This is a genomic window from Dysgonomonas sp. GY75 (assembly GCF_015234155.1).
Taxonomy (GTDB): domain Bacteria; phylum Bacteroidota; class Bacteroidia; order Bacteroidales; family Dysgonomonadaceae; genus Dysgonomonas; species Dysgonomonas gadei.
The window spans coordinates 106,782-131,783 of the sequence record NZ_JADCLQ010000052.1 but is presented as its reverse complement, the minus strand read 5'-3'; the positions used below and the strand labels follow the sequence as shown (position 1 = coordinate 131,783).

General features: G+C 47.0%; 15 protein-coding genes. 13 read left to right on the top strand and 2 right to left on the bottom strand.

Translation table 11 applies throughout. The features are described from left to right. Nucleotides 1-2: 2 nt before the first annotated feature. The 4 genes from IR083_RS19930 (at nucleotide 3) to IR083_RS19915 (ending at nucleotide 2,617) form a co-directional block, all read left to right on the top strand. On the top strand, nucleotides 3-557 hold the full coding sequence (locus IR083_RS19930) for a hypothetical protein (RefSeq protein ID WP_194225624.1): 555 nt from the start codon (nucleotides 3-5) through the stop codon (nucleotides 555-557). Between the two features lie 189 nt (nucleotides 558-746). Further along, nucleotides 747-1,445: a hypothetical protein gene (locus tag IR083_RS19925; protein WP_194225623.1), complete on the top strand. Its 699-nt coding sequence runs from the start codon at nucleotides 747-749 to the stop codon at nucleotides 1,443-1,445. Next, nucleotides 1,442-2,041, top strand: a complete 600-nt coding sequence (locus IR083_RS19920; protein WP_194225622.1) for a hypothetical protein — start codon at nucleotides 1,442-1,444, stop codon at nucleotides 2,039-2,041. Before IR083_RS19925 ends, IR083_RS19920 begins: the two co-directional genes overlap by 4 nt. A 120-nt stretch (nucleotides 2,042-2,161) precedes the next feature. Further along, on the top strand, nucleotides 2,162-2,617 hold the full coding sequence (locus tag IR083_RS19915) for a hypothetical protein (protein WP_194225621.1): 456 nt from the start codon (nucleotides 2,162-2,164) through the stop codon (nucleotides 2,615-2,617). 111 nt (nucleotides 2,618-2,728) lie between these two features. Here the strand turns inward: IR083_RS19915 and IR083_RS19910 are convergent, their stop codons facing one another. Further along, the gene (locus IR083_RS19910; protein ID WP_194225620.1) at nucleotides 2,729-3,373 is read right to left on the bottom strand and encodes an XRE family transcriptional regulator; all 645 of its coding nucleotides are present in this window, start codon (nucleotides 3,371-3,373) and stop codon (nucleotides 2,729-2,731) included. A gap of 203 nt (nucleotides 3,374-3,576) precedes the next feature. Here IR083_RS19910 and IR083_RS19905 point away from each other — a divergent pair, with 203 nt between their 5' ends. From IR083_RS19905 to IR083_RS19880, 6 genes are read left to right on the top strand one after another with little or no spacing between them, the layout of a single operon-like run. Continuing rightward, complete coding sequence (locus tag IR083_RS19905; protein WP_194225619.1) at nucleotides 3,577-3,813, top strand: hypothetical protein; 237 nt, start codon at nucleotides 3,577-3,579, stop codon at nucleotides 3,811-3,813. 7 nt (nucleotides 3,814-3,820) lie between these two features. Further along, nucleotides 3,821-4,048: a hypothetical protein gene (locus IR083_RS19900; RefSeq protein WP_194225618.1), complete on the top strand. Its 228-nt coding sequence runs from the start codon at nucleotides 3,821-3,823 to the stop codon at nucleotides 4,046-4,048. Between the two features lie 7 nt (nucleotides 4,049-4,055). After that, a complete protein-coding gene (locus tag IR083_RS19895; RefSeq protein ID WP_194225617.1) occupies nucleotides 4,056-4,295 on the top strand; it encodes a hypothetical protein in 240 nt (79 codons plus the stop codon). A 20-nt stretch (nucleotides 4,296-4,315) separates the two neighbouring features. After that, a complete protein-coding gene (locus IR083_RS19890) occupies nucleotides 4,316-4,600 on the top strand; it encodes a hypothetical protein (RefSeq protein ID WP_194225616.1) in 285 nt (94 codons plus the stop codon). Continuing rightward, nucleotides 4,593-5,417 (top strand): DUF6291 domain-containing protein, encoded by an 825-nt coding sequence (locus IR083_RS19885; RefSeq protein ID WP_194225615.1) that lies wholly within the window; start codon nucleotides 4,593-4,595, stop codon nucleotides 5,415-5,417. Before IR083_RS19890 ends, IR083_RS19885 begins: the two co-directional genes overlap by 8 nt. A gap of 5 nt (nucleotides 5,418-5,422) precedes the next feature. Next, complete coding sequence (locus IR083_RS19880) at nucleotides 5,423-7,231, top strand: bifunctional DNA primase/helicase (protein WP_194225614.1); 1,809 nt, start codon at nucleotides 5,423-5,425, stop codon at nucleotides 7,229-7,231. A 14-nt stretch (nucleotides 7,232-7,245) separates the two neighbouring features. Here IR083_RS19880 and IR083_RS19875 read toward each other — a convergent pair whose 3' ends face one another. Continuing rightward, a complete protein-coding gene (locus tag IR083_RS19875; RefSeq protein ID WP_194225613.1) occupies nucleotides 7,246-7,557 on the bottom strand; it encodes a hypothetical protein in 312 nt (103 codons plus the stop codon). A gap of 197 nt (nucleotides 7,558-7,754) precedes the next feature. On the opposite strand from IR083_RS19875, the gene IR083_RS19870 reads away from it, so the two are divergent. From IR083_RS19870 to IR083_RS19860, 3 genes are all read left to right on the top strand, one after another. Beyond that, a complete protein-coding gene (locus IR083_RS19870; protein WP_194225612.1) occupies nucleotides 7,755-8,333 on the top strand; it encodes a hypothetical protein in 579 nt (192 codons plus the stop codon). A gap of 241 nt (nucleotides 8,334-8,574) precedes the next feature. Further along, nucleotides 8,575-10,050 (top strand): hypothetical protein, encoded by a 1,476-nt coding sequence (locus IR083_RS19865; RefSeq protein WP_194225611.1) that lies wholly within the window; start codon nucleotides 8,575-8,577, stop codon nucleotides 10,048-10,050. A 14-nt stretch (nucleotides 10,051-10,064) separates the two neighbouring features. Beyond that, entirely contained in the window at nucleotides 10,065-24,941 is a 14,877-nt protein-coding gene (locus tag IR083_RS19860) for an LPD38 domain-containing protein (protein WP_194225610.1), read from the top strand. Nucleotides 24,942-25,002: the final 61 nt, after the last annotated feature.

The window sequence follows — 25,002 nt, the reverse complement described above, 5'->3', positions numbered from 1 at the left end:
TAATGCGTGTAAAAGAGTTAGAAAAAAAAATAGAAGAATTAGGAATTGATGATTTACATTATTCATTATATGGAGAATTGAAATCGGATAGTATAATTTTATATCAAAATTATAATAAATGGGAGATTTTCTATATGGATGAAAGAGGAAGTCGAAAACAACTAGGTCTATTTGACGAAGAAGAACAGGCTTGTAATTTTTTATATGAATTACTAGTTAAAGATTGTGACGAAAGAAGAAAAGAGTTAGCATCAGAACTTGATGCTAACTCTCCTTGGAAAGGAAAAACTATTAAAGACTTAGAACAAGATTTAAACAAATTAAAATTACGTTTTAAGAGTGAATTAACTTATTTAGAAATTTTTTTCTTTCAAGAATCAATAGTCTTACGCAATGAGAACCAGAAATGGAATCTTTATATAAAATATTTATCATATTCGAATAATAAAGAAATGCTAATAAAAACCTTTATACATGAAGATACAATGTGTAATTTTCTATATAAATATTGTTTACAAAAATTGGATTTTGAGAAAGCTTATTTTTATGTTCAATAATGAAAATGATGCTTGTGTATTCATTTATAATGAATTGGAATATACTGTAAAATGGGCTAAAGAAAAAGATATTAATCTTTAAATTAAATAGAGTAAATCCCGCTTCATTTTGAAGCGGGATTTTATGATGTTTGTAATAAAATAAGATATTGAATAAAAAGTTATCAATTTAAATAGTTTTTAAACATTATGAATCAAGCGTATTTAATTATTATCCTGCTGTTTCTGATGCTTCCTTTGGAAACTACACAGGCTCAGAATCAGGGAAAGCTTATTACCCGGAAAATCGATCCGAAAGACACTCCCGAAAATGAAACCCTTAAAAATTTCAGGTTTACAGTAGGCGGCGGTTATTCTTACTGGCTGGGAAAGCTCATGAAAACCGGAAATAAAAAACTCGATGATTTCTCATCCGGCCTCAGAAGCGGATATAATATCGACGTTGAAGCCCAGTATTTCTTTCATGATTATATAGGCATCGGCCTTAACGGGAATTATATCAAACAAAGCAATAGTGAGCATGGGGTATTAAATATCCCGAACGTAGGAGAAGTAACCAATTATAAAGAATCCAACCAACTGGTCTATATAGGGGCTTCCTGTGTATTCCGATATGAAAATGACGAATGGGGCTTTTATACAAATTATGGATTAGGCCCTATACTCTATACCAATACAGGGGAAGTGGCAGGAAGACGGATGGAACTCAATAAGGCGACAGCCGGAATTTATTGCAGCATAGCAGGAGAACGCCGTATCAACAGGAATACAGGTGCAGGATTGAAAGTGGCAATAACTTCAGGTATGGTAAAAATAGATGGACTTGATGAAAAATTAAGCGTTTCGAATTTAATATTAACAGGATTTATAAGCTTTAGAACAAAATGAAGAATTTACTGCTTTTTTTACTGGTCTTCTCTTCTATGGGCATTTCCGCCCAGGAGCCGGATCAAACCAATGAAATACCTTCCATACCGGGGAAAGGTAAATGTATCGTGTATATCGCCAGACGTGAAACAGCCGCATTGTTAGTGAGATTCGGCATTTACGATGGCGATTTATTTTTGGGCAACCTCGCGGCGAAAAAATATTTTGCATATGAATGTAATGCGGGAGAGCATGTGTTTATAGCGAAAGGGGAAAATACATTCTATGTAGATGCAAATCTGGAGGAAGGCCGGATATACGCATTGGATTTAAAAATAAAAATGGGTATCATGTCAGGCCGGGTAGCGCTTGTACCGCTGGATAAGTCAGATAAGAAATATGAAAAAGAAAAAAGGAAGTTTCTGGATTTCATGGAAAAGAAAAGCGGGGAGTATTTAATTACGGGCAGTGAGCAGGAGGATACGGATGAGGACGATACGGAAACAGAAGGCGGGATTAGCAAGCGAATGCGGAAATACTATGAAATGAAAGATAAAGGTAAAAAGATGACAACGGTTACACCTGATATGTATATTACGTGGGATACTGCTGAATAAAGGACATTCTAACCTGACGGTTGCTGAAATTTAGAATAGTTTATAATTATTCTAAATTTCACAATCTATGTTACAGACTTTTGATTTATTCATATATTTACGGAGTTAAAAAATTAAAAAATGAAATACATTATCAGACTTCTTATTCTGTCCGCATTCTTTGTTTTATCTTCATGTTCAAAGGACGAGGTTGATTTTAATAACAATATTCTCGGTGTATGGTATCCGGTAATTGAAGAAACGGACGAATTTCCGGTTGAAAAAGTCATCTATACATTCAATGCTGATAAAACGGGAACTTCATTATATATAACGTACACGGATACAGAAATATATAATGAAAAATTCTCTGTAAAGATGGATAATATATATTTCGTGTCCGACCGGGAACTATCTGTTACATCGGAAACTTATTATCTAAATAAAGACGGAAGTGTAGACATATCAACAGATAACAGATCGACATACAGTATGTACATTGAAAATTTAAGCAATGATTCCCTTGTTTTTATAGATAGCCGTCCTATACACGATGAATATAAAAAATGGCGTTATACCAGATTCCCGCAGAAATAAACCGGATAGGCCTTTCAGCGGCAATAGATTTTAATTTTTAGAATATGAAGGGTTTTGATGCAGGATTTGCGGGAAACCCTTCCTGCCTAACCCAATACAATACCAATTCCCTTACAGCCTCAATAACCCCACAACCAAAGAAATGGAATAAATTTCATTTTTCGGTATATTAAAGTCCGGGTAACCGGGATTAAACGAGTTACACCTGATGCATTCCCCCGCATCGTATATCCTTTTGATGACAAGGCCCTGCGAAGTATCCAGCACATGGACTTTTCCCCACTGTATAAACTGCGAGCCGTTAATCTTCCGGCAAGCTATCTCATCGCCGCTCTCATACCGGGGATACATGCTGTCCCCTTTTATGAGCATGGTAAAGTCATATTCCGGGAATGTGCTTATTACAGGAATCTGTTCGCAATCACCTATCCTGACCCCGTCCATCGCACAGGTCAAAGCCCCTGCCGCGGCATTCAGCGGGACACGGGGGCGGGTTTCCCGTTTACAGGTACATTTATCATCTTTATCCGTACCGGAAGCTACGGCAATCATATTCCCCTCGCCTGTCAGCAGCCATACCGGATCGACATCCATATATTCGCTAACCGCCTGAATCTTTGTTTTGTCAGGGAGGGTTTTTCCCGTCAGCCAGTTTGTGATGGTCGTAGGGGACAGGTTGCAGTCCTTGGCCAGCCTGTACCTGGTTATGCGCCTCAATTCCATCGCGTCCATTAACCGCATCTTAAAGTCTTTCATCTGTAAAAAGTTAATTTATTCTAATGATAGAACAAATATAATGCTTTTAATCCAAATAAAATCCATTATTGGAATATATTTGCATCATAAAAGCAAATAAACGGATATAAAACAACCGTCATAAACCTTAACGGCCTCACTCACCGCAAAAGTAGCGACAGGAGTTTAAGTATCCAAATAATAACCTTATAAATATATACATTATGGCTTTAACGGAAAAAGATTACAACTACTTAAAAGACAACTACATGTCATACAAAGAATGCCTGATGTGCCTGTGTATCGCCCGTTCGACGCTCCAGCAGCATATCCGCGAGGGAAAGAAGTTTAACCGTCCGGGTGATACGCTTATCCTGCCCAGTAAGAAACGGGTGTTCCTGAAGGAAGCCGTCAGCCGTGAGGTTGCCAACGTTATGAAGGAAAACGGGATAAACGGATGAGGGGCAAATGGAAACAAAAGTGATATACGTTACAAGCGATCAGGAGACAAAGGGGGAGATGGTTCACGGCTTTTTCAAAATGCCGGATATGGCCGTTATCAGCCGGCCGGAACTGCCGGAAGAAAAGATATTGTCCCTTTGCGGAGTGAAAGAGGCCTGTATAAAAATCCTGTCCGGCTATAACAGCGGGAAGGACAAGCCGGATTATTATACTTACCTGGTGTATAGCAAATAAAGCGGCTATGGGCGGAACATTGTCAAAAGGCGGTAAGGATACCGAAATGATCATACAGGCGGATGCAATCCAGACGGGTGACAATTGCAGCATCAACATGACGGTAAACAACTTTAACATAGACGTCAGATCGCTTGTCGCCGGACAACTGGAATCGAAAGACGAGGTAATAAGGGCGCTGAGGAATGAGAATGAGTTATTGCATACCGTTATCAGGCAACTGCAGGCATCCGGGAAACAGGAATAATTAATCATAAAACGAAAAAAATGGTAAAGAAAATAATTGTACAACTGTCTGCGGACATTTATGAAAGATGGGGTATCCCTTACAGCCGGATACAAAACCGCCGGATAACCAAACGTCCCGTCAGTTGCAGCTTCGGCGGAAAACCGCTGGACTGCGGCTTTGTGATAGCCGTCAGGAATGAAATTATCGGAATAACGGGTATTGAATACATGAAAACGCTGACGGGTGAATTATTTACGGACAAGAATCTTGAATATATCGAACTGTTAGCATTCAGTTCGGAGAAAGGAGGCCGGAATGCATGAGGATAAGAGGGACAGTTTCGTCTTTTACCGCAGCTTCTTCGAGGCTATTGACTGCCTTCCTGATGCGGAACAACTGATACTGTACAAAGCGATAACAGTCTATTCACTGGACGAAACCGAGCCGGAAATACAGGGTACTCCCGCAGCTATGTTCAAGCTGATCCGTCCTGTCCTTGAGGCCAATACTAAACGCTGGAAGAATGGAAAGAAAGGGGGAGGATACGGGAAAAAAGGAGGCGCTCCTGCCGGAAATAAAAACGCTTCGAAAAAACAAGCCCAAAACAAGGCCGGAACAACCGGAACGGAATACCATCCGGATGCTGTGGATCATCTGAAAGGAAACAACCAAAACAACTTAAAAAACAACCTTGAAACAACCTACCCCCCGGGTTGTTTTGAAAATGAAAATATTGCCTATACTGCAAATCATTCATTTCCAGATGATAACAATAACAAAAACAAACGGAACAACCCCAAAACAACCCCTAATAAGGATAAGGATGTAGATAAGGATAAGGAAAATAATATATATAAAGATATATATGTTGATTTTATCAATTCGTTTAACGATGTAAAACATTCGGGGTATAAGCCTACGGTCAAAGTGGAAAGGCAGTTTAATGCAAGGATCAGGGAGGGTTTTACGGTTGAGGATATGTTGAAGGCGCTCAGGAATGCAATGGCAACGGACTATCATAAGAATACGGGCTTCACCTACCTTACGCCCGAATTTTTCACGAGGAGCGATAAGATAGAACTGTATATCAACAAAAGCGATATGATGTCGGATGACCCGTCCCAACCCCGTTTTATGTGAGTGTTATGGTCAACTGGTCAGATATAGGAATAGAAATACCTTCCGGGCGTACCTCCGGCAAGGTAAAAACGCTTTGCCCGGAATGCCGGGAGGGGTCAAGGCGGCACAAGCAGGACAAATCACTTTCTGTCAACCTGGACGATGGGCTGTACAAGTGCCATTACTGCGGTTTCTGCGGCAGCATCAACGGGAAGAAGGATTATTACAACAACACGGGCATGGAGAAAAAGCCCTGCCGCAAGCCAGCATGGCACAACAACACGCAGCTGTCGGACAGGCTGGTGCGTTACCTTGAAGACGAAAGGAAGCTGTCGCAGGCTACCGTAAAGAAGTTCCGTCTGTCGGAAGGCCCGCATTATATCCCGGCCAAAGGCAAAAAATGCAATACGCTGCAATTCCCCTACTTCCTGAATGGGGAAGTGGTCAACGTAAAGTACCGGACAGGGGATAAGGCCTGGGCTATCGAAGCCGGATGCGAGCTGATCCTGTACAACCTGGATTCTACAATAGGGCGGGACGAGGTGATCATTACGGAGGGGGAGCTGGACTGCATGTCATTCGCCGAATGCGGGTTCGACCCGGTTGTCTCGGTACCCAACGGCGCGAACGGCACGGCTTACCTGGATAATTACATCGAGGAGTATTTCGACGATAAGCAAACGGTCTATATCGCCGTGGATACCGACAGGAAAGGGATAATACTCCGGGATGAGCTGGTTCGGCGGTTCGGGCCTGAAAGATGCAGGATCGTAACCTACGGGCCGGGATGCAAGGACGCGAACGAACACCTGGTGAAGTATGGCCCGGAATCGCTCCGCATAACCGTCGCCAATGCAGCGGAGATTAAAATAGAAGGGATATTTTCCCTTTCGGATATCCGTCAGCAGGCCGACCTGCTTTACAGGAAGGGGCTGCATCCGGGAATGACCACGGGACACGGCGACTTCGACAGGCTGCTGAGCTTTGAGACGGGGCGCCTGTGTGTGGTTACCGGGATACCCTCGCACGGGAAGAGCGAGTTCGTCGATGAGATAGCCGTCCGGCTGAACCTGAACTACGGCCTGAAGTTCGCGTATTTCTCGCCGGAGAACCATCCGCTGCCCTACCTGGCCGCCAAGCTGGTATCCAAATTCACGGGCAAACGCTTCGACAGGGAGGCTTTACTCCCCGGCGCATATGAAAGGGCCTGCGCCCATACCGGGGATAACTTCTCGTTCATTTACCCGGAAGAGGACTTCGGTATTGACAATATCCTGGAGAAGGCTTCCTGCCTGGTCAGGAAGAAAGGCATCAGGGGGCTTGTTATCGACCCCTACAATGCGATAGAACACCAGATACCACCCGGCATGAATGAAACGAACTATATCTCTGCTTTGCTTAGCAAGCTGGTAACATTTGCCCGCCAGAAAGACGTGCTGGTCTTCCTGGTAGCCCATCCCCGCAAGATGGAAATGAAAGGCGGCGTTCCCGTAGCTCCCAACCTTTACGATGTGAACGGCTCGGCCAACTTCTACAACAAGGCCGACTTCGGGTTTACGGTCTACCGGGATTACAGAGAAGGCCATGTCCGCGTGGATGTGCATAAGGTCAAGTTCAAGCACCTGGGTAAATGCGGGGCGGCTTACTTCAGCTACAACTATGCCAACGGCAGGTATGTCCCGTATGTCAACGGAAAAAAGGGAAAGGACGATGATACGGATTACCTGGATACCTTATACGAAAGCCAGCCGTCCATCGACTTTCCACAGCCTGTAGAAGATTTGGAGCGGGCATTTATTGCGGATACCACAGCAGCCGGAGACCTGCCTTTTTAGCCTGTGGCACAGGTTTATTCTTCATCCGGCTGCGATAAACGCCTGAACAGTACCGATTGGGTATTCAGGGCGTTTTTCTCCTCGTCGGCCAACGGACGCGGGAAGATATAGGGATACAGGTTCTTCAGGTGGCTGAGCCTGTCGGCCGGGTCTTCCAGGGCCAGGATATCATCCATGATCCTGTTGATAATATCCTCTTTTGTGAGCCTGTCGATCAACGTATCCCTTAATTCTTTGGTCAACAGGTTGGCGCTCCCCTTGGGACGCCCGTTGGGATTATTGGTAAAACCCTTCTTCAAACCGCTTTTTCCTTTTACTCCGGCCATATCATTTTTGTTAAATACAGAAATAACAAAAATAGCCTGCCCGTATCCGCTCCCATCCCCCCGTAGCGGATACTTATTTACATCTACACTTCTTTTTGCACCGGGTGCAACTAAAAACAGCCGGAAACCTTTTATTTGCGGCCTGACAGTCCAATACGGGCTTTCAGGATTTATTAATCTTACAGATAACAGGATATATGGCAGTAGATATAGGCGGGGCGGCAAGTGGCGCAGGAAAAGGGGCGGCAGCGGGAGCGGCTTTCGGACCCTGGGGCGCTGTAATAGGCGGGGCTATCGGCCTGGGGGCTTCGCTGCTTGGAGGAAATAAGGCAGCCAAACAGCGTAAGCTGATGGAGGATTACCTGAACGGGCAGGATACGGAGAATAAGGCATTTTACAATGCGAATGCTTTATCCGATTATACACAGCGTACCGATACCCAAAACCTGATGAAGCAGTTAAGGGACAACCTGGGCAGGCAGAACAGGATAGCAGCCAATACAGCCGTTGTCACGGGAGCTACTCCCGAACAGCAGGCGGTAGCCAAAGAGCAGGCCAATAAGGTGATATCCGATACTTATTCAAACATTGGGGCAATGGGCCAGCAGTGGAAAGACCGGGTAACCGACCGTTATATGGCGCGTAAGGCGAATATTGCGGGGCAACGCATGAGCATGATGGAGGGAAAGGCCCAGTCGGGGGAGAACCTGCAAGGCAACGGCCTGAATATGATGGGAAATTCAGTAGGAAGCCTGCTAAGCATGTGGGGGAAATGAATGTGCCGATGGTTTAATGTGCCGGTGTGCCAATTGAATTAGCAAATTAGCGAATGAATTCAATGTGCTGATTTGGAAATATGCCAATTAACAATCACCGAAGCGAAGGCGAGGCAATGGCGCGAAGCGGCAAAAGCTAACAAGCTATCAGCTAATGGCTAACAGCTAAAAATATTGGCACATCGGCACATTAAACCATCACATTGAACCGGCATATTTACATATTAGCACATTAAAAAACATGATACTGGACGACATACTGGGTAAGGATAAAAAGAAGGGAGCGGACTCCTTTCTGCCCGTTGCAGAAAACAATTTGGATGAACAGGGGATGCAGGCAGTCAACAGTCACCGGTTAACGCAGGAAGCTGACAATATGCAAGCAACCACCCCACAAAATGCCATTAATTTGCAAGCAACCGGGCAACAAAATGAGGGTATTGCGGCAGTTAAACAAAGCAATTTAACAGCAATCGGCAGCAACCCGGCGGTTGTTAAATACCCGGACAAGCCGCAGGGACTGAATGACGGCGAGTACGAACACCTGCTTAAATATTACCCTCCCGAAGATATAAGCCGTTTTACGGCCCCTTTCGATCCAAATGGCGGGGAGAATGTATTGCAGCGTTACTACGAATCGGTTATGCCTAAACCAGCCGCACCGGATGAAAAGAAGGTCAGGAACGCACAACTTATAGCTTCCATTGCTGACGGAATAGGATTGTTATCGCAAATGTACACGTATGGTAAGGGAGCCCATGTGGAAAAGAGGGACTACAACCAATCTGCCCTGTCACAGGTCACAGGTAGGGCCAAAGAGCTGGAGAACCGCTATATACAGCAGTCGACACGGTATAATGACGGTTTATTCAATGCCCGGTTAAAGGATTTCCGGAATGCACTGGATGATTACAATACCGGAAGGAAGGGTCTTTCAGGCGTTCTGGCGGCAAAACAAAAACTGGATCAGGCAAGTGAACAATTTAAAGAAAAGCAAGGCTTTGCCTATGATAAGCTGGCGCAGGAACAGCAAAACAAAGATAAAGATTTAGAATTGAGGAAACAGAATAACGAAAACCTCGACCGCCACCGTAAGGTACTGGAGGCGCAGGGCTGGTCAAGGGTTGCCGATTCACGCAACAGGACGTCGGCTTATGTGAAAAAGGCTTCTTCGTCCGCCAGCGGTAAGAACACGAACTACCGGATGGTGATCGAAGCCAATCCGGATGATAAGGAGGCAGTCAGGGATAACCAGCTGGGAACAAATGTAAGGGTCTTTGAAATGTCCAAAGGAGAAATAGACCGGTACACACGGGAAGCGCTGTCCGATCCGCAGTTTAAAGCCGGGCATCCGCAATACGACCGCAAGCCCGGATTGTTGGGCGAGGCACCCAAATCATTCACGGAAAAGGAAAGGACGGATATAGCCGCCGCTTATTTGCAGGAACAGTATAACAACAGCTTTACAGAAACACCTGTTGTTCCTGATTACGCTACTCCATCGCCAGGGGGAAGCCCGGTATACCAACAATGGGAGCAGGACTATTGGCTCCCCCGATTTGGTAACAATATTTCTCCTGTTACACAGCCAACAGTACCGTCTAACCTTCCCGTACAGGAAGAAGATGCGGAAGAGGCAGGGATACAGGAAGCAGAAATACCGGAGGATGACGAGGACGAAGAATTCCCCGATTTTGGCAATATGTCTAACTTTTAAACAAGTAACGGGTTATGCCTGATAAATATTACATTGACAATAACAACCACCTGCGCCTGGTTCCGCAAGGCAAGGAACAAAAGTTCCTGTCAAAATACCCCGGTTCACGGGAAGCCACACGCAAGGAATTGTCCGATTTTGAGGACAGGCGCGCAAAAATGCAGTCCTTAACCGCAGGGGAAACGGATATTCAGACTAATCCGGGCAACCGGCCGGATATATTTCAAAGAAAGCAGCCTTTAACAAGGAATATCCCTCAAAACAGTACCGGTTTGACAGCCGGAACTCCCGGATTGGATTCCGGGATTCGGGATTATCCTGTTCCGGCACAGGGAGGATTGGATGTTATACCCGGAATGGAGCCTCCGAAAAGAGGCAAACCCTTATCCGGAACCGTTGGCAGTACGATGCAGAAAATGCCTGCCGGTGAGGAAGCCATGTTCGAGATGTCGGTTGACAGGTACAGGCAGGAGAAAGACTATATCGACCGGATAAAAAGTGACAATACCGTATCCGAAAATGTAAAGCAATCCCTTATCAACGGCTATCAAAACAATATCCGTACTTCCGGCTTAACGGTAGAAGATACAGACCTTCCCCCTGCCGCCAAACAATGGCTGGAAAGGAACAAGGTCGTAAATAAAATAGCTTCGGGATATGACAGGAATAAAAATGAGCTGGTCTATACGGATGTATTGCAGAACACGCCGGAACAGATTGCATTTATCAAAGACTATATCGCCAACAGCGGGGAAGGAAAACGCTATGCACAGGCACACAGGCAGTTTATAGAAGGGCTTGAAAGCGAAATAAACCCGCTGTTGAATCAGATAGAAGCCATAAGGGAAACATCGGGGAAAAACAGGGAAGAATATGCAAAGAGGCACAATATTAACACATGGAGCCTGAAGGGCACTAATTACCGGAATGATGCGCTGTTGGATAAGGCTTCGAACCTGTTAAAGAATACGAAGCTGTTGTTATCCGCCAACAGGGAGGGCGGCGGTTTCCTGAAAGGTTTACACATGACAAATGAAGACCTGAAGGAGCTGGCCGTATTGACAGAAAGCTTTTACAATGATAAAGCCCTGAACCGGGTTATTGATAAATACCAGAAAGATCCGGACTCGTTAAGTGAAGAAGAAAAGATTATCATACAGGCTAAATATATCACCGGCCAGATAAGCGCAGGTGTCGATCCGGGTAGCCGGTATAATATCGGACAGGCTACAAAACAGTCGCTTCCTTTTATGCGTGACTTTATCCTGACTGCCCCTGTAGGCGGCGCGGCAGCAAATGTTGTGAAAGGCGGGGCATCCGCATTGGCTGCAAAGACAGGGGCCAACCTGTTATTGTCCCGTGGCATAGGCGGTACTGCCGGCAATTTAGCAAAAGGAGCGATAGACCTGAGTGTTCGTCCGGCAGTACAAACCATGTTCTCACCTTCTAGTTATGCAATGGCTTACCGGGAAATGCAGGGACAGGCTGCCAGCCGGGACGGACAGGGAAATATCCTGTTCGGTAATAGAAAGACAGCAGGACACGGTATGGCTTCCGCATTTATCGAAAACCAGTCGGAGGTACTCGGTGAAGTTGTCCTGGATAAGCTGTTCCGGAAATTTAAGATACCTGCCCCTGCTTTCCTGAAGACTAATGCCGCTAAACGATTGGGCAGCGCGACAGGGATACAGGGGCCTGTCACAGAGTATGCGGAGGAAAAGTATGCAGACCTGGCAAACATAGTAAGGGGCGAACAAACAATAGAAGGCTTCCTCGATCCGCGTCAAAACCTGGAGACATTCGGGGCGGTTGCCGTTATGCAGATACCTTTCTCCGCTATCAGCGGCACAGGCTATGGAATAGGAAAAATAAGGGATGTGCAGGCAAAACGCGCCATACGCCGGGCTTATGACAGGTCGGCGGATAACCTGAACGCGTATTTCGGCCAGGATGCAGGGCAGGCTGCGCTTGCTTTCAGCAACCTTGTTGACAACAGCAGTGAAGAGGAACTCAAAAGGGAGCTTCTTTCCGTTTTGGAAGATGATCGGCTGGACGATAACGGGAAAAGGGCCATCGTGGAATATGTTACTTCCTACTCCGCTTATTCGGGACTGAACAAAGCAAAGCAGGAAGATATAGCACAGGTAGGGCAACAGATAACGCAACTGGTCGGGGAGAATATCAACCCCCAAATGAATGCCGTTGTGTCCGCTACGATTGCAGGCAATGAAAGCCCTGTGCAACTGGTTGGCGGGAATATCGTACAGCGGGAGGACGGAAGCATAGACCGGGAAGCATCGGACAAACAGGTATTCTATATAGATGCGCAGGGAAACAGGCAGGTAACGGCAATTGGATTTGTTGAAGGCATAGCGGAGAATATCCCCGTACAGGATGCGGTTGCCCGGCTGACGGAAATGGAAACCGCAAATATCCTCTCCAGGCAGGAGAATGAGGAAATAAGGGAGTACCAACCCGGAGAAACCGTAACGGCGGATATATTGGGTAACGGCATTACATTTACAGGAGAGGTAACAGGTACAACCCCATCAGGCAACTATATCATCGTAAACCCGACCACAGGGGAGCAGGTAGAAGCAGAACCCCGCCGGATAATCGACCAGGACAATATCCGGGGCGTGGAGAACGGCTCCCTTGTCGAATACAGGAATGGGAAAGGCGAAACGGTGGAAGGTACTGTTAATGATGCTTACGGATTACGTCCGCAGGGAATGATGGATATTGACGGGAATGTTGTGCCTGTTACTGATGTTATCGGATTGTCCGGTCAGTTAACAGTTAGCAGTCAACAGCCGGCACAGGAATCTGACAATCTGAAAGCAACCGCCCCGGAAAATGCGAACAATTTGCAAGCAACAGGGCAGCAGAACAGGGATGTTACAGCGGAAGAACAGGACAATTTATTACCAACAGGCCGGATACCGGAAGATGAAAAAGGCAACCTATTATTCGAGCAGGTTCCGGTTGAAGCAACGGTCAGGGTACTGGGTGAGGTATATAACGATATTGTCGAATTACTGGGTGTAGTGGATGCTACGATAAGTAATACAGGTAAGCAGATTGATAAGGCTAAATCTCCGAAGCCTACCGGGGATATTAATAAAGACATTGCCAATAAACGCGCAGCTAACAAACAACTGGAAGAACTGAACAGCCGTCTTTCGTATTGGCAGGATGTCAGGAAAGCTATACAAGCAGGGAAGCCTGTTAAGCAACAGATTACGGAACAATTATCCGGACAGGAAACTCCAATAGACAATGAAAGAACAAATAATACAGCAACAGAAGTACCGGGGCAAAATAACAGTGTAACTATTTCCGATATATCTGAATCGAATACTGCCGGAGGATTGAATCCGGTTCAGGTGCAACAAACCGTAGAAGAAAGCAGTATTGATATTCCTGTAACACCTGCACAAGCGGAGACAGATGTAAATGTCAGCCCTGCAAAAGATGTTGAACCGTTAGAGGCAGAAAACCAGATCATCCTGCATTCCATAAGCAACCGGAAAAAAGGGGATGTCATTACAGACATATATTCCGGTGTCCAGTATGAGATAATAGAGCCTGAAAGAAGGGGATTATCGACCCTGCGGGAGACAGCGACAGGAGAAACAAGAACTACAAACCCGAATGACCGCAGGTATTACACGGAGGCAACCGGGGCTGAAATACGCTTAAAAAGGGATCAGCCCGTTTATTTGTGGGACATACCGGCATGGGTAGGGTTTGTTAAAAGGCATCCTTTCTCCGATATTGATTTCAGAAGTTTTAAATATGCGTTGAGCGGAGAATATACGGATAAGAAACAACAGGCAATAGCATGGTACTTTGGCGGTACGCCCCTGCTGACAACTCAGGATAACAGCGACGGGGAATTAATACAATACTATAACAGGAAAAGGGAGGAGTTAGGAGAAAAGCCTTTCAATCCCGGAAATATTTCCGTACCTGATAAAATAGCCGAACCGGAAACCAATACTAATCCCACCGAATCACAGGAAGAAACCGGATCATCCGCCCATCCTGCATATGACTTCAACAAGGCATCCGCTATCATCCGGCAGATATGGAATGACGATAAGGCCGGGAAGTTGCTAAAGGAGCAAGCCGGACTGTTAGACTGGTTTATGCGGAGCCTAAAAAGCGGAAGGCATGAACTGTTTGACATCCGTATGAACGATTTATTAAAATCTGTTTCCAATATACCGTCTTTAAGCAACTACAGGGACGTTATTGAAGCGGCAGGTGACAGGAAACAGGGAATGCAGGAAGAATCTGCTCTCGCTTACGGGTCATCCAATACGCTTATCCCAACAGAAAAATACGAAGAGCTTAAAAAGCGGATGCGTGATAAGCTGAATAACCTGAACAGTGGTTTCGATCCGGAACTATTCACCATCGGCACACAAATGGCCATGTACCATATAGAAGCCGGAGCGCGGAAATTTGCAGATTTCGCAGGCAGGATGATAGAAGACCTGGGCGGCAATATCCGTCCTTTTCTAAAGTCCTTCTATGAAGGCGCACGGCAAATGCCGGGTATGGAGACATTGCGTGAGGAAATGGATAGTTTTAATACGGTAAACTCTTTTGATGTGGACAGCATCGGGAAAGAGGCTGCTGAAATTCCAATCAGACCGGATGAAACGGATTCATTTGCCGGGGTACTGGCGGATGAAATATTATCCTTTCCGGACAATATTGAAAAATATTTCAATAATGACGGACAGAAACGGGATATAGCCTTTGATACGATGTTCGGTTCTGCCATGCTGAACCACCGGAAAGAGCATATTCCTCTATACAAACAATTCGTAGAGAATGAAGATTTTAGCCGTGAGTTAAAAAACAGGGTCAGATCACTTTTAGACGGATACGGAGATAAAAAACAAAATCAAAAACCCGTTACAGGAAATACCGCGGCTGCCGAACCTGTAGAGGCAGATACAAGGCTTAACGACAAGCCTTATTCGACAGAGGGGATTACCGCCGATTATCCCATAGATGTCCTATCCAGGGACATCAAAAAAGATGTCGAAAAGTTTGTCAAGGCTATCGCTAAATTCGCTAACCTGGACTTCGATACCGACCGGAAAGGCAAAAAAGAAACCTGCCGGGTCAATATCGCGCCGGCAGGCGGTGAGGTAACCTTTATCCTGTGGAGCAGGCTGCATCCCGGTATTGGCGTCTATGTATCCATCCCCTACCGGCCTGATTATGGCGGCAATGGTTACGACAACTACCGGATACCGCAACCGGCGAACGGCTTCGATTTTATGAACCGGATGCTATGGCGGCTGACCACCCGGCAGGATAAATACAGGGGATTGGACAACCACTATGTAAACCCCGGTATTACGGCAAAAGAATTTGCGGGAATTATTGTAAAAGAGCTGAACAATTATTACCTTAGAAGCGGCTTGGATACAGAGAAAGCGGAGGCGGAAACAGCCGTTCGTCCGGCTGGCGGGCAACAGCCTGCTCCCGCTTTTGATGCTGAAAAGCCGCTGAACGGAACAGATATATTAAACAACAACGATTTTATAAAGGATCATATTGTCGTTGGAAAAATACCTGAAAGAAATGTACAAAGCAGACAAGACAGTAACAATAATAACGCTGGAAGATTACCAGACGGTATGCGCCAAAGCGCGGGTGGAATGGATGATCGTGCACCAGCCGGAGGAACTGTACCGGATGATGCAGGACGATACGCTGAAAGGCTTCCTGAACAAAATCGGACAGGACGGGATGAGGGCGGAAAGGCAGATGATAAACAGCGGCATGAGCCCGGAAGAAGCCGAGTACCTGGCAATCAACAAAGTGGGACTACCCTACGACCTGACGGAGACGGAAGAGCCGGAACCGGAGGGCGAACCGCTGAGCCACGAGAAGATACGGGAAGTGGAGGAATACCTGGAGATCTTCCTGTATTAAACCTGAATAACTTCCGGATCGGCGATACCGACAATATCGTTCCCAAAGGGGTCGTTTCAAAGATCAGGGCCAATATAAAGGCCATCGGGCTGCTCAAGAAGCTCGAAGAAGAAGGCAGGGATGCCACGGATGATGAAAAGCAAATTTTTTCCCAATACTCCGGCTGGGGCGGCCTGGCCGAAGTTTTAAACACCACGCGCAAAGGGGACTCCTCCTGGCAGGACAAATACGGGGAGTACCATGATAAAATCATATCCTTACTCACCCCCGAAGAATTTACGGCAGCTGAAAACTCGACCATCAACGCCCATTATACCGACGGCGGTATTGCCGGTGAAATGTGGAAGCTGGCCGGACGGCTGGGATTTAAAGGCGGGAAGGTACTGGAGCCTGCACTCGGCACGGGAAATTTTTTCGGGCTGATGCCGGAACACCTTTCCCAAAAATCATCGCTCAGGGCCTACGAACTGGACAGCATTACGGGCCGGATAGCCTCTAAATTATATCCCGATGCCCGGATACAGGTAAAAGGCTATGAAGAATCGAGAGACCGGGACATAGACCTTATCATCACAAACGTCCCTTTCGGGCAGAAAGCGCCTTATGACAGTTCAAACAAGGACATCTGCGACTTCTCACTGCATAATTACTTTATAGCAAAGGGTATAAGGCAACTTGCACCGGGGGGCCTGGGGCTGTTTATCACATCGAAAAGCACGATGGACAGCGCGGCCTCGGCAAAGTTCCGGGAATGGGCCACAACCAAAGGCCATGCTGACCTGATCGGCGCCATCCGCCTGCCGAACAATGCCTTCTCTGAAAATGCCGGCACGGAGGTGACAACGGATATCCTGGTGTTCAGGAAAAGGGACAGCGAAACGCCAAGCCCTTACGCCAGGGATTTCAGGTTTACCGGCGATATAAAGGAGGCGAAGATGAAGGACGGTTCGCCGACTGTAATAGAAGCGAACGAATACTTTGCACAGAACCCCAATATGATGCTGGGGGAACTAAAGCTGGCCTATGAAGACAACAAAGGCGGCCTGTATTCCGGTAACGATGTGACATTAGCCCCGCACAAAGGACAGGACTTAATAAAAGCCCTGGATGAGGCCATTCAATTATTCCCGGCGGATATATCGGCTATTGAAAACGCAAACTTCAATGAGAAAGCGGAATCAGGAGAGAAAGAAGGCACAATGGTCGACAGGGACGGCCATATCTATGAAGTGGTAGACGGGGAACTGGCCGTGCCCGGCTGGATCAATGAAAATACCACAAACACCCGCAATAAAAAAGTACCCAGGGTGACGGTCGCCCGGCATTACCTGCGCATAAAAGATGTAGCTAACAGCCTGATGGATGCCGAGAGGGAAGACCGGGACGACATCGAAGGACTAAGGAATGCGCTCAACCGGGAGTACGACAGTTTTTACAATGAATATGGCAGGCTTAATAACAATGTAAAGCTTCGTTTCCTGGTCGATACCGATGTGGAATACAATACGGTATTCGCATTGGAGAAGGTAAAGAAAATTAAGGAAGTAGACAGCCGGGGGAATGAAAAGGATAAAACGATAATAGAAAAAGCGGATATTTTCAGCAAACGCATCCTGTTCCCGGTGCGGGAGCCTGTCCACGCCGGAAACATAGCCGATGCCCTTGAAATTTCGCTGTCGTACAGGGGGCGGCTGGATATGAACTTTATTGCTGAATTAACAGGCCTGTCCGTCGATGAGGCAAAAGAAAAGCTAAAGGATGAAGGGCTGGCCTTTACCAACCCGTCTACGGGCCTGCCGGAAGACAAGGACACCTACCTGTCAGGCTATGTGCGCAGCAAATACTACGATGCGCTGGAAGCCGCCAAGACAGAACCGGAGTTCGAGCGGAACGTAAAGGCATTGGAATCTGTTGTACCGGAAGATATACCGGGAACGCAGATAAAAATACGTTTAGGCTCCACATTCATCCCGGATAAATACTATGAAGAGTTTGTCGGGGAAAAACTGAAAATCGGGGCTAAAATCGCTTACCGTCCGGAACTGAACAAGTATGTCGTACAGCCCGTATCCGGTAAGGACAGCGCGGAAAACAAAACGACCTACGGCACATCGCATTTCTCCGGCATCCAGCTGCTGGAAAAAGGGCTGAACCTGAAACAGCCCGTCGCTTTCGATATCGTCTACGAAGGCGGGCAGCCCAAAAGGATAAAGAACCAGGAAAAGACCGCCGAAGCCCAGGCGATGCTTTCGACCATAGCCGACCTGTTTGTCAATTATATCTATGACAAAGAACAGGCCATGTCCGAAATCGAGCGGATATATAACGACAGGTACAACGACTATGTCGAAAAATCCTACTCCGTTCCGGGCATTGAACATTATCCGGGCGCCAACAGGGACATCACATTAAGGCAGCACCAGAAACGGGCTGTATCCAGGGGACTGAGGGACTCCGTGCTGCTGGCACACCAGGTAGGCACGGGCAAGACCTTCACCAAGATCACCATCGCCATGGAGATGCGCAGGCTGGGTATAGCCAAAAAGCCGGTGATCGCCGTACAGAATGCAACCCTTGAACAGTATGTGGCTTCGTTCAAGACCTTGTATCCCGGTGCGAATATTCTGGCCCCGACCAAGAAGATGATGGACGCGAAGAACCGCACACGCCTGTTCTCCCTGATTGCCTACGGCGATTACGACGCGGTTATCATCCCCCATTCCTTCCTCTATATGATACCCGACGACCCGCAGCGGCAAAGGGACTACCTGAACGAGCAGATTGCAGAGCTGCAAAACGTATTGTCCGGTGTCAACGAAGACCAGGACAGAGTATTGTATGAAGAGCTTACCCGGAAGATAGATCAGTTGCAGGAATCGCTCGAAGAGATAGACAACCCGGACAGGGAGAAAAAAGGTAAAAAGGGGAAGAAAGTAAAGGATAAGGCCAGAAAGCAACTGGGTGTTGTCCGCAGGATAACAAGGCAGGCAGACCGCAAGACCGATAATGTCCTTACCTTTGAAAAGATGGGCGTGGACGCCCTGATTATCGACGAGGCCCATAATTTCAAGCGGCTGGGACTGATCACGAAAATGGCCAGCGTCAAGGGCATAGACACAAGCGGCAGCAAGAGGGCCTATGGCGTATATATGAAAGTCCGCTATATCCATGAACGCACGGGAGGCAGGAATGTCGTGTTCGCTACGGGTACACCAATTACCAACACAATGGCCGAAGCCTGGACGATGATGCGGTATATAGAGCCCGATGTGCTGGAGAAATACGATATAGGGTCATTCGACCGCTTCGCCACCACTTTCGGGAGTGTCGAGCCCTCGCTCGAATTTACGGCCACCGGGAACTTTAAAGTGGTAGACCGCTTCAAGTCCTTTATCAACGCCCCTGAACTGTTTACGGCATTCCGGGTAAAAACCGATGTCGTCCTGACGGAAGACATCCCGGAGTTTAAGGAGGGCAATACCATCCCCAAGCTGAAAAACAACGGCTTTACGCAGGTCATCGTTCCCCAGAGTGATATGCTGGAGGCGGTCATGGATCAGTTGAAGGATAAGATAAAGCAGTGGGAGAACCTTAGCCCGAGGGAAAAAAGGAAACACCGGAGCGTACCGCTTGTCGTATTCGGCAGGGCCAGGCAGGCGGCTATCGACCTGCGGCTGATCAACCCGGACCTGCCGGACGATCCGGGAAGCAAGACGAACCGGGTTATAGCCGAAATAAAACGGATATATGATACCAGCAGACCGTACAGGGGGACGCAGCTGATATTTTGCGACCTGTTTCAGTCATCTGCAAAAATACCCGGCAGCCGCTTCAACCTGTATGAAGATATAAAAAAGAAACTGATCGCTTTGGGCATACCGGAGCATGAGGTAGCCATCATCCACGATTACGACGAGAAGAACAGGGAAAGGCTGTTCGAACGGGTGAATGAGGGCCTGGTACGCATCGTTATCGGCAATACCGAAAAAATGGGTGTCGGTGTGAACATGCAGAAACGGGCCGTTGCCCTCCACCATATAGACGCGCCCGCCAGGCCTATGGACTTCGAGCAGCGGAACGGCAGGATACTCAGGCAGGGCAACCTCCATGCGCAAATGGGCATCCCGGTGGAGGTGCTGACCTACGGCGTGGAGAAAACACTGGATGCGACGGCCTACCAGCGCCTGGCCATCAAGCAGGCCTTTATCAACCAGGTGATGAAAGGGGACAACCTGGACAGGGAGATATCGGATGAAGCGGAAGAAGACAACCCCTCGGATATGAACTTTATGCAAATGATGGCGGTATTGTCCGGCAGTAAGTATGCACAGCTCCATTTCCTCAAATCGGCGGAACTTAAAAAACTGGAAACGGCGGAAAAGAACCATTTGAGGCGGCAGGTAGAAATCAATAAGCAGATAAAGGATTATGAGGTTTATAAAGAATACAAGAAGGTAGACCTGGAAACCCTGAACCAGGTAAAATCATTGCTGGATACTTATTTTCCCGATGGAAAAATCACATCCGTCACCATAAACGGTAAAAAACAGACGGAAAAGTTAGCAGTAGCTATCGACGAGGATATAGACAATTATAAAAAGGCCTTTGTATCCGCCCTGAAAACACATGAGGAGATGCCTTCGCTTGAAATACGCTTCAATGATTATCCCCAGGCGATGGAACTGGATTATACCGACCTGATAAACGACAGCTTCAGGTATTTTTATAAAGTGGGCGATTCAGCCATGAAAGGTACGGTACAGTCCGGTGCTGGCCTGTTAAACTCCCTGCGGAGCAGGATAGGCAATATACCCGGTGATATAAAGGAAACGGAAGATAAAATCGCATTTTACGAAACGAATATCCCCGTATTGAGATCGGAGCTGCTGAAACCGTTTGACAAGGCAGAGAAACTCGAAGCCCTCCGCAAAGAAATAGCGGAAATAGCGGAGAAGATGAAGGGCGAAGCGGTTACAAAAGAAAAGGAGCCGTCCCCAACCGCAAAAGCAATCGACAGCAGCATGATAGACCTGGAAGCGGCAGAGGAACCGGAAGACAGCGAGGCGGTAAGTTATAGTAAGTATCCGGATAATAAAGATGAAGTTAACGATACGGATTATGCTTCAAACGAAGAGGAAGAAGAATCCGGTGATACCGGGGAACCGGATGTAAAGGGCAATCCGGAACCGGAAGGACAGGAGGGAATTATAGTGCCTGTAACCCCATACAAGCATACACAGACAGGCCGGCTGCTGTATCTGGCCAGGATAAACGAACAGGTATCGGCTGCCGTGTTTTCAGACCTGAAATCCGGGGCCAAAAATCTTGGCGGTTCGTGGAGCAGGTTTGCAAAAGGCTTTCTCTTTGAAGAAGAAAGCAAGGCGAATAAATTCAGGAACGAAGTAAACAATGGCGACGGTATAAGAAGGCAGGCTTCATTGCCGGGAGGATTTAAGGCTATCCCTGCCGGAAAGTTCGGCAGATTGATAGATAAACTGAACCGGACAGGACTGGCGGTTGAGGTTGTATTGGATGAAGATATAAGAAACAACCCTGAGATAAGGGATACACAGGGCAATATGTACGGATATGTAACCCCGGACGGCATTATTCACCTGGATGCTACACGCATGAATGCCAATACGCCGGTACATGAGTTCGGGCATCTGTGGAACTCTTTTGTAAAAGAGAATAATCCCGGACTGTGGGCTAAAGGTGTAGAACTTATCAGGCAATCCCCATATTATTGGGAACGTATATATAACAATCCCGCATACTCTAACCTACCGGAAGAAATGAAGATAGACGAAGCGCTTGCAATGGCTATCGGCGACAAGGGAGAACGTTTTGTAAACAGGAATATAAAACAACGTTTTGTAGATTGGTTGTCCGGTGTATGGAAGTCTGTAAAGGAAGCGTTCGGTATCAGTACGCATATTGCTGTTGAGGATATGTCTTTGTCTGATTTTACGGACAGGGCTGTCAGGGATTTATTAGGCGGGGAAAGGTTGACCAATACTTTTGTACAACCGGAAGCAACAAGGATGCAGTCTGTTAATGACCTGGCAGATACTACCAATTCCGCCATGACAGAGGAAGTGCGCAACCAGCTCGACGGCAGGTTAAAGAATTTCCGCTTCCGTATCCGTGAAGCATGGGAAGACAGGTATTTGGCCGTAAAAGAATTTTTAGATATCCTCCGTAATAATGGAACCGAAGTTGCCGAATATAACGACTACTACAAACAGGCCACCCATATAAACGGAAAGATCGACGCCCAGCTGGAATACTATAACGAAAAATTTCAAAAGCCGCTGAACAAAGCTATCGGCAAACTGGAAAAAGCTGGCGTTTCTTACCGTGACATTGAGAATTATGCCATACTCAAACACGGCCTGGAACGGAATAAATGGATGAAAGAAGATGCTGTCAACCGGTATATGGAAAAGTATCCCGAAGCCACGCCGCAACAGACCGGGCGTTTCGAGGCAGGCCTGCCGGATGATTTTTCAGGTATTACAGCCGTAGAGAAAGAAGTAGGAATGCACGCCGAAGGGTTTATCCATCAGTTTGAAACCGGAGCCGGCGCGGAACTTATACACCGCTTCTGGAAGAGCGTTAGGAACGCCACCCTGTTCTCCATAGGCAAGCAGCTGGAGGGCGGGCTGATAGATAAGAAAACATATGACAGCCTTGCAAGCAGGTATGATTATTATATCCCCCTGCGCGGGCATGACGACGAAACAGCGGAAGACCGCTGGGACTACAGCCCCAATATGGGAACTTACTTTGTCGCCCCGCTTATCAAAGCCAAAGGACGAAAGACCCGCTCCGAAAGTCCCTTCGCCTTTATTTTCTCAATGGCCCAAAGCGCTATCGGTTCATCCAACAGGAATATACAGAATCAAACAATCCTGCGGCTGGCACAAAAAGACAGGACAGGTTTGCTGGGTGTGGATAAAGCATGGTATATGCAAACCAGGCTGAATGAGGACGGCGTCCCCGTCTATGAAGTTCAGGCTCCCGCCTATTCAGACAATACGGATCAATACAGGAAAAATATAGAGGAGTTTGAAGTGCGTATGCAGCAGTTGCAGGAACAGGGGCTGGCCGTACAGAACCGGGGGAAACTGGATACCGGGGGGCTGTTCATTAAAAAGACGCAGGCCGGCCAGCACGTGGTGTATGTTTCACAAAACGGTGTTGAATATGCCGTGTATATCAATGGCAACCCCGCCGTTGCCCGTGCCATTAACGGGATAAACGCAAAAGACCTGCATAAAGACCTGCGCTTTATCGCCAGGATATCCCGCCAGATGGCGTCTAACTTCACGACACGCAACCCCATATTTGTAGCAACCAACTTTTCACGCGACTATATCTTCGCGTCATCCATACTCCCGGTAAAGGAAGATGCGAAATATGCAATCCGGTTCCAACGGAATATCCCTCGCTCGGCAGGAGCTTTGCAACGTTATATCAGGGGCAAAGCCGACCTGTCGGGGAAAGCGGACAGGTATGTTATAGAATATATCATGAACGGGGGCAAAACGGGATTCTCGCATATTGTGGAACTCGATACGGTACGCAGGAAAATAGAAAGGGAAATAAAGAAAGGGGATAGTAAGAATGTATTCCGTACTTTCCTCGATTTTATGGGTGACTGCAATGAGTTTGCCGAAAACCTGTCCCGCTTATCGGTATTTATTACCAGCAGGGAGCAGGGACGCTCCATAACCCAATCCATATCGGATGCCAAAGAGGTTACCGTAAACTTTAACAGGAACGGCGCAGGCGGATATGGCGCAGCATGGTTCAGGAGTTTATATCTGTTCGTCAATGCAGGGATACAGGCCTTATCTAACTTCGCTAAAGTTGCACAGAAGAATAAAGGTAAAACAGCCATGCTCATTTCATCTTATGCCATGTCGGGGGTTCTTATGCCTTTGCTTACTGTCTTGATTGGCGGTGATGACGGGCTGGACGAATATATGAAGCTGAGCGACTGGGAACGGCAGAATAACCTGTGTATCTATACAGGCAGCGGGTTTATAAAAATTCCCCTCCCCCATGAACTGCGTGTCTTCCATGCAATGGGGGATAATATATTCCAGGCTGTATCCGGAAAGAAAGATATAACCCAATCACTATTGGATACCATATTGGGTTTCAGCGACCTGATCCCGGCTAATCCGGCGGGAGCCATACAGGGAAGCTGGGCAGAGCTGATGCCGGATATGGCAAAGCCACCGGCCCAACTGGCGGCGAATAAAAATTTCACAGGAAGCCGTATCACTAATGAGTGGGCAGACCCTGCCAAGCCCGGCTATTTACGCATACGAACCAATAAAAAGGGAGAGCCCTATGCGCCGGCATTTCTGGTAAAGCTGACGCAACTGTCGGACAATGCCACAGGCGGGGACGGTGTGGAAAAAGGGATAATCAGCTTTAATCCGGATGAGGTGAACCATCTTATACACGGGTATTCCGGAGGATTATACACAACGGGTATGCAAATACTGGATATGTCATACAAGGCTTATGACTGGACGGAGACAGGGGAACTTAAACTGAAAGTCCGCGAAACCCCGTTACGGACATTCTACACCTCTGAAAGCGATTTGATGACGGCAGGCAGCGGCTTAAACTCCAGGTATTTTAAAATAGCGGACGATATGCAGGAGACAAGGCGGAAGGTGAAAGGATATAAGGAGCAGGCCCAAAAAGGAGACCTGACAACAGGGGAGTTTGCAGCCAAAATAAGCAGGCTTACACCCGATATTGAGAAATATAAACGCATCTACCCGTATATAAAGCAGGTAAAAAAATATGAAAGCGCATTGAAAGATATGGAAGGGGAAGAACAGAAGGAAGCCGAAAGGATGATATCGGAACTGAAACAGCAGGTTGTCGAAGCGGATGGCATATAACAGTTTGTATGCTTATTATAATATTCCGTTCAAGCAGGAAGAATATCCTAAACAAAATAAA

What these genes read in the sequence shown, in the direction of transcription:
- IR083_RS19900 (WP_194225618.1), top strand. Translation starts at nt 3,821, where the DNA reads ATGGAAACAAAAGTGATATACGTTACAAGCGATCAGGAGACAAAGGGG.
- IR083_RS19890 (WP_194225616.1), top strand. Translation starts at nt 4,316, where the DNA reads ATGGTAAAGAAAATAATTGTACAACTGTCTGCGGACATTTATGAAAGA.
- IR083_RS19905 (WP_194225619.1), top strand. Translation starts at nt 3,577, where the DNA reads ATGGCTTTAACGGAAAAAGATTACAACTACTTAAAAGACAACTACATG.
- IR083_RS19925 (WP_194225623.1), top strand. Translation starts at nt 747, where the DNA reads ATGAATCAAGCGTATTTAATTATTATCCTGCTGTTTCTGATGCTTCCT.
- IR083_RS19870 (WP_194225612.1), top strand. Translation starts at nt 7,755, where the DNA reads ATGGCAGTAGATATAGGCGGGGCGGCAAGTGGCGCAGGAAAAGGGGCG.
- IR083_RS19885 (WP_194225615.1), top strand. Translation starts at nt 4,593, where the DNA reads ATGCATGAGGATAAGAGGGACAGTTTCGTCTTTTACCGCAGCTTCTTC.
- IR083_RS19915 (WP_194225621.1), top strand. Translation starts at nt 2,162, where the DNA reads ATGAAATACATTATCAGACTTCTTATTCTGTCCGCATTCTTTGTTTTA.
- IR083_RS19875 (WP_194225613.1), bottom strand. Translation starts at nt 7,557, where the DNA reads ATGGCCGGAGTAAAAGGAAAAAGCGGTTTGAAGAAGGGTTTTACCAAT.
- IR083_RS19895 (WP_194225617.1), top strand. Translation starts at nt 4,056, where the DNA reads ATGGGCGGAACATTGTCAAAAGGCGGTAAGGATACCGAAATGATCATA.
- IR083_RS19920 (WP_194225622.1), top strand. Translation starts at nt 1,442, where the DNA reads ATGAAGAATTTACTGCTTTTTTTACTGGTCTTCTCTTCTATGGGCATT.
- IR083_RS19865 (WP_194225611.1), top strand. Translation starts at nt 8,575, where the DNA reads ATGATACTGGACGACATACTGGGTAAGGATAAAAAGAAGGGAGCGGAC.
- IR083_RS19880 (WP_194225614.1), top strand. Translation starts at nt 5,423, where the DNA reads ATGGTCAACTGGTCAGATATAGGAATAGAAATACCTTCCGGGCGTACC.
- IR083_RS19910 (WP_194225620.1), bottom strand. Translation starts at nt 3,373, where the DNA reads ATGAAAGACTTTAAGATGCGGTTAATGGACGCGATGGAATTGAGGCGC.
- IR083_RS19930 (WP_194225624.1), top strand. Translation starts at nt 3, where the DNA reads ATGCGTGTAAAAGAGTTAGAAAAAAAAATAGAAGAATTAGGAATTGAT.
- IR083_RS19860 (WP_194225610.1), top strand. Translation starts at nt 10,065, where the DNA reads ATGCCTGATAAATATTACATTGACAATAACAACCACCTGCGCCTGGTT.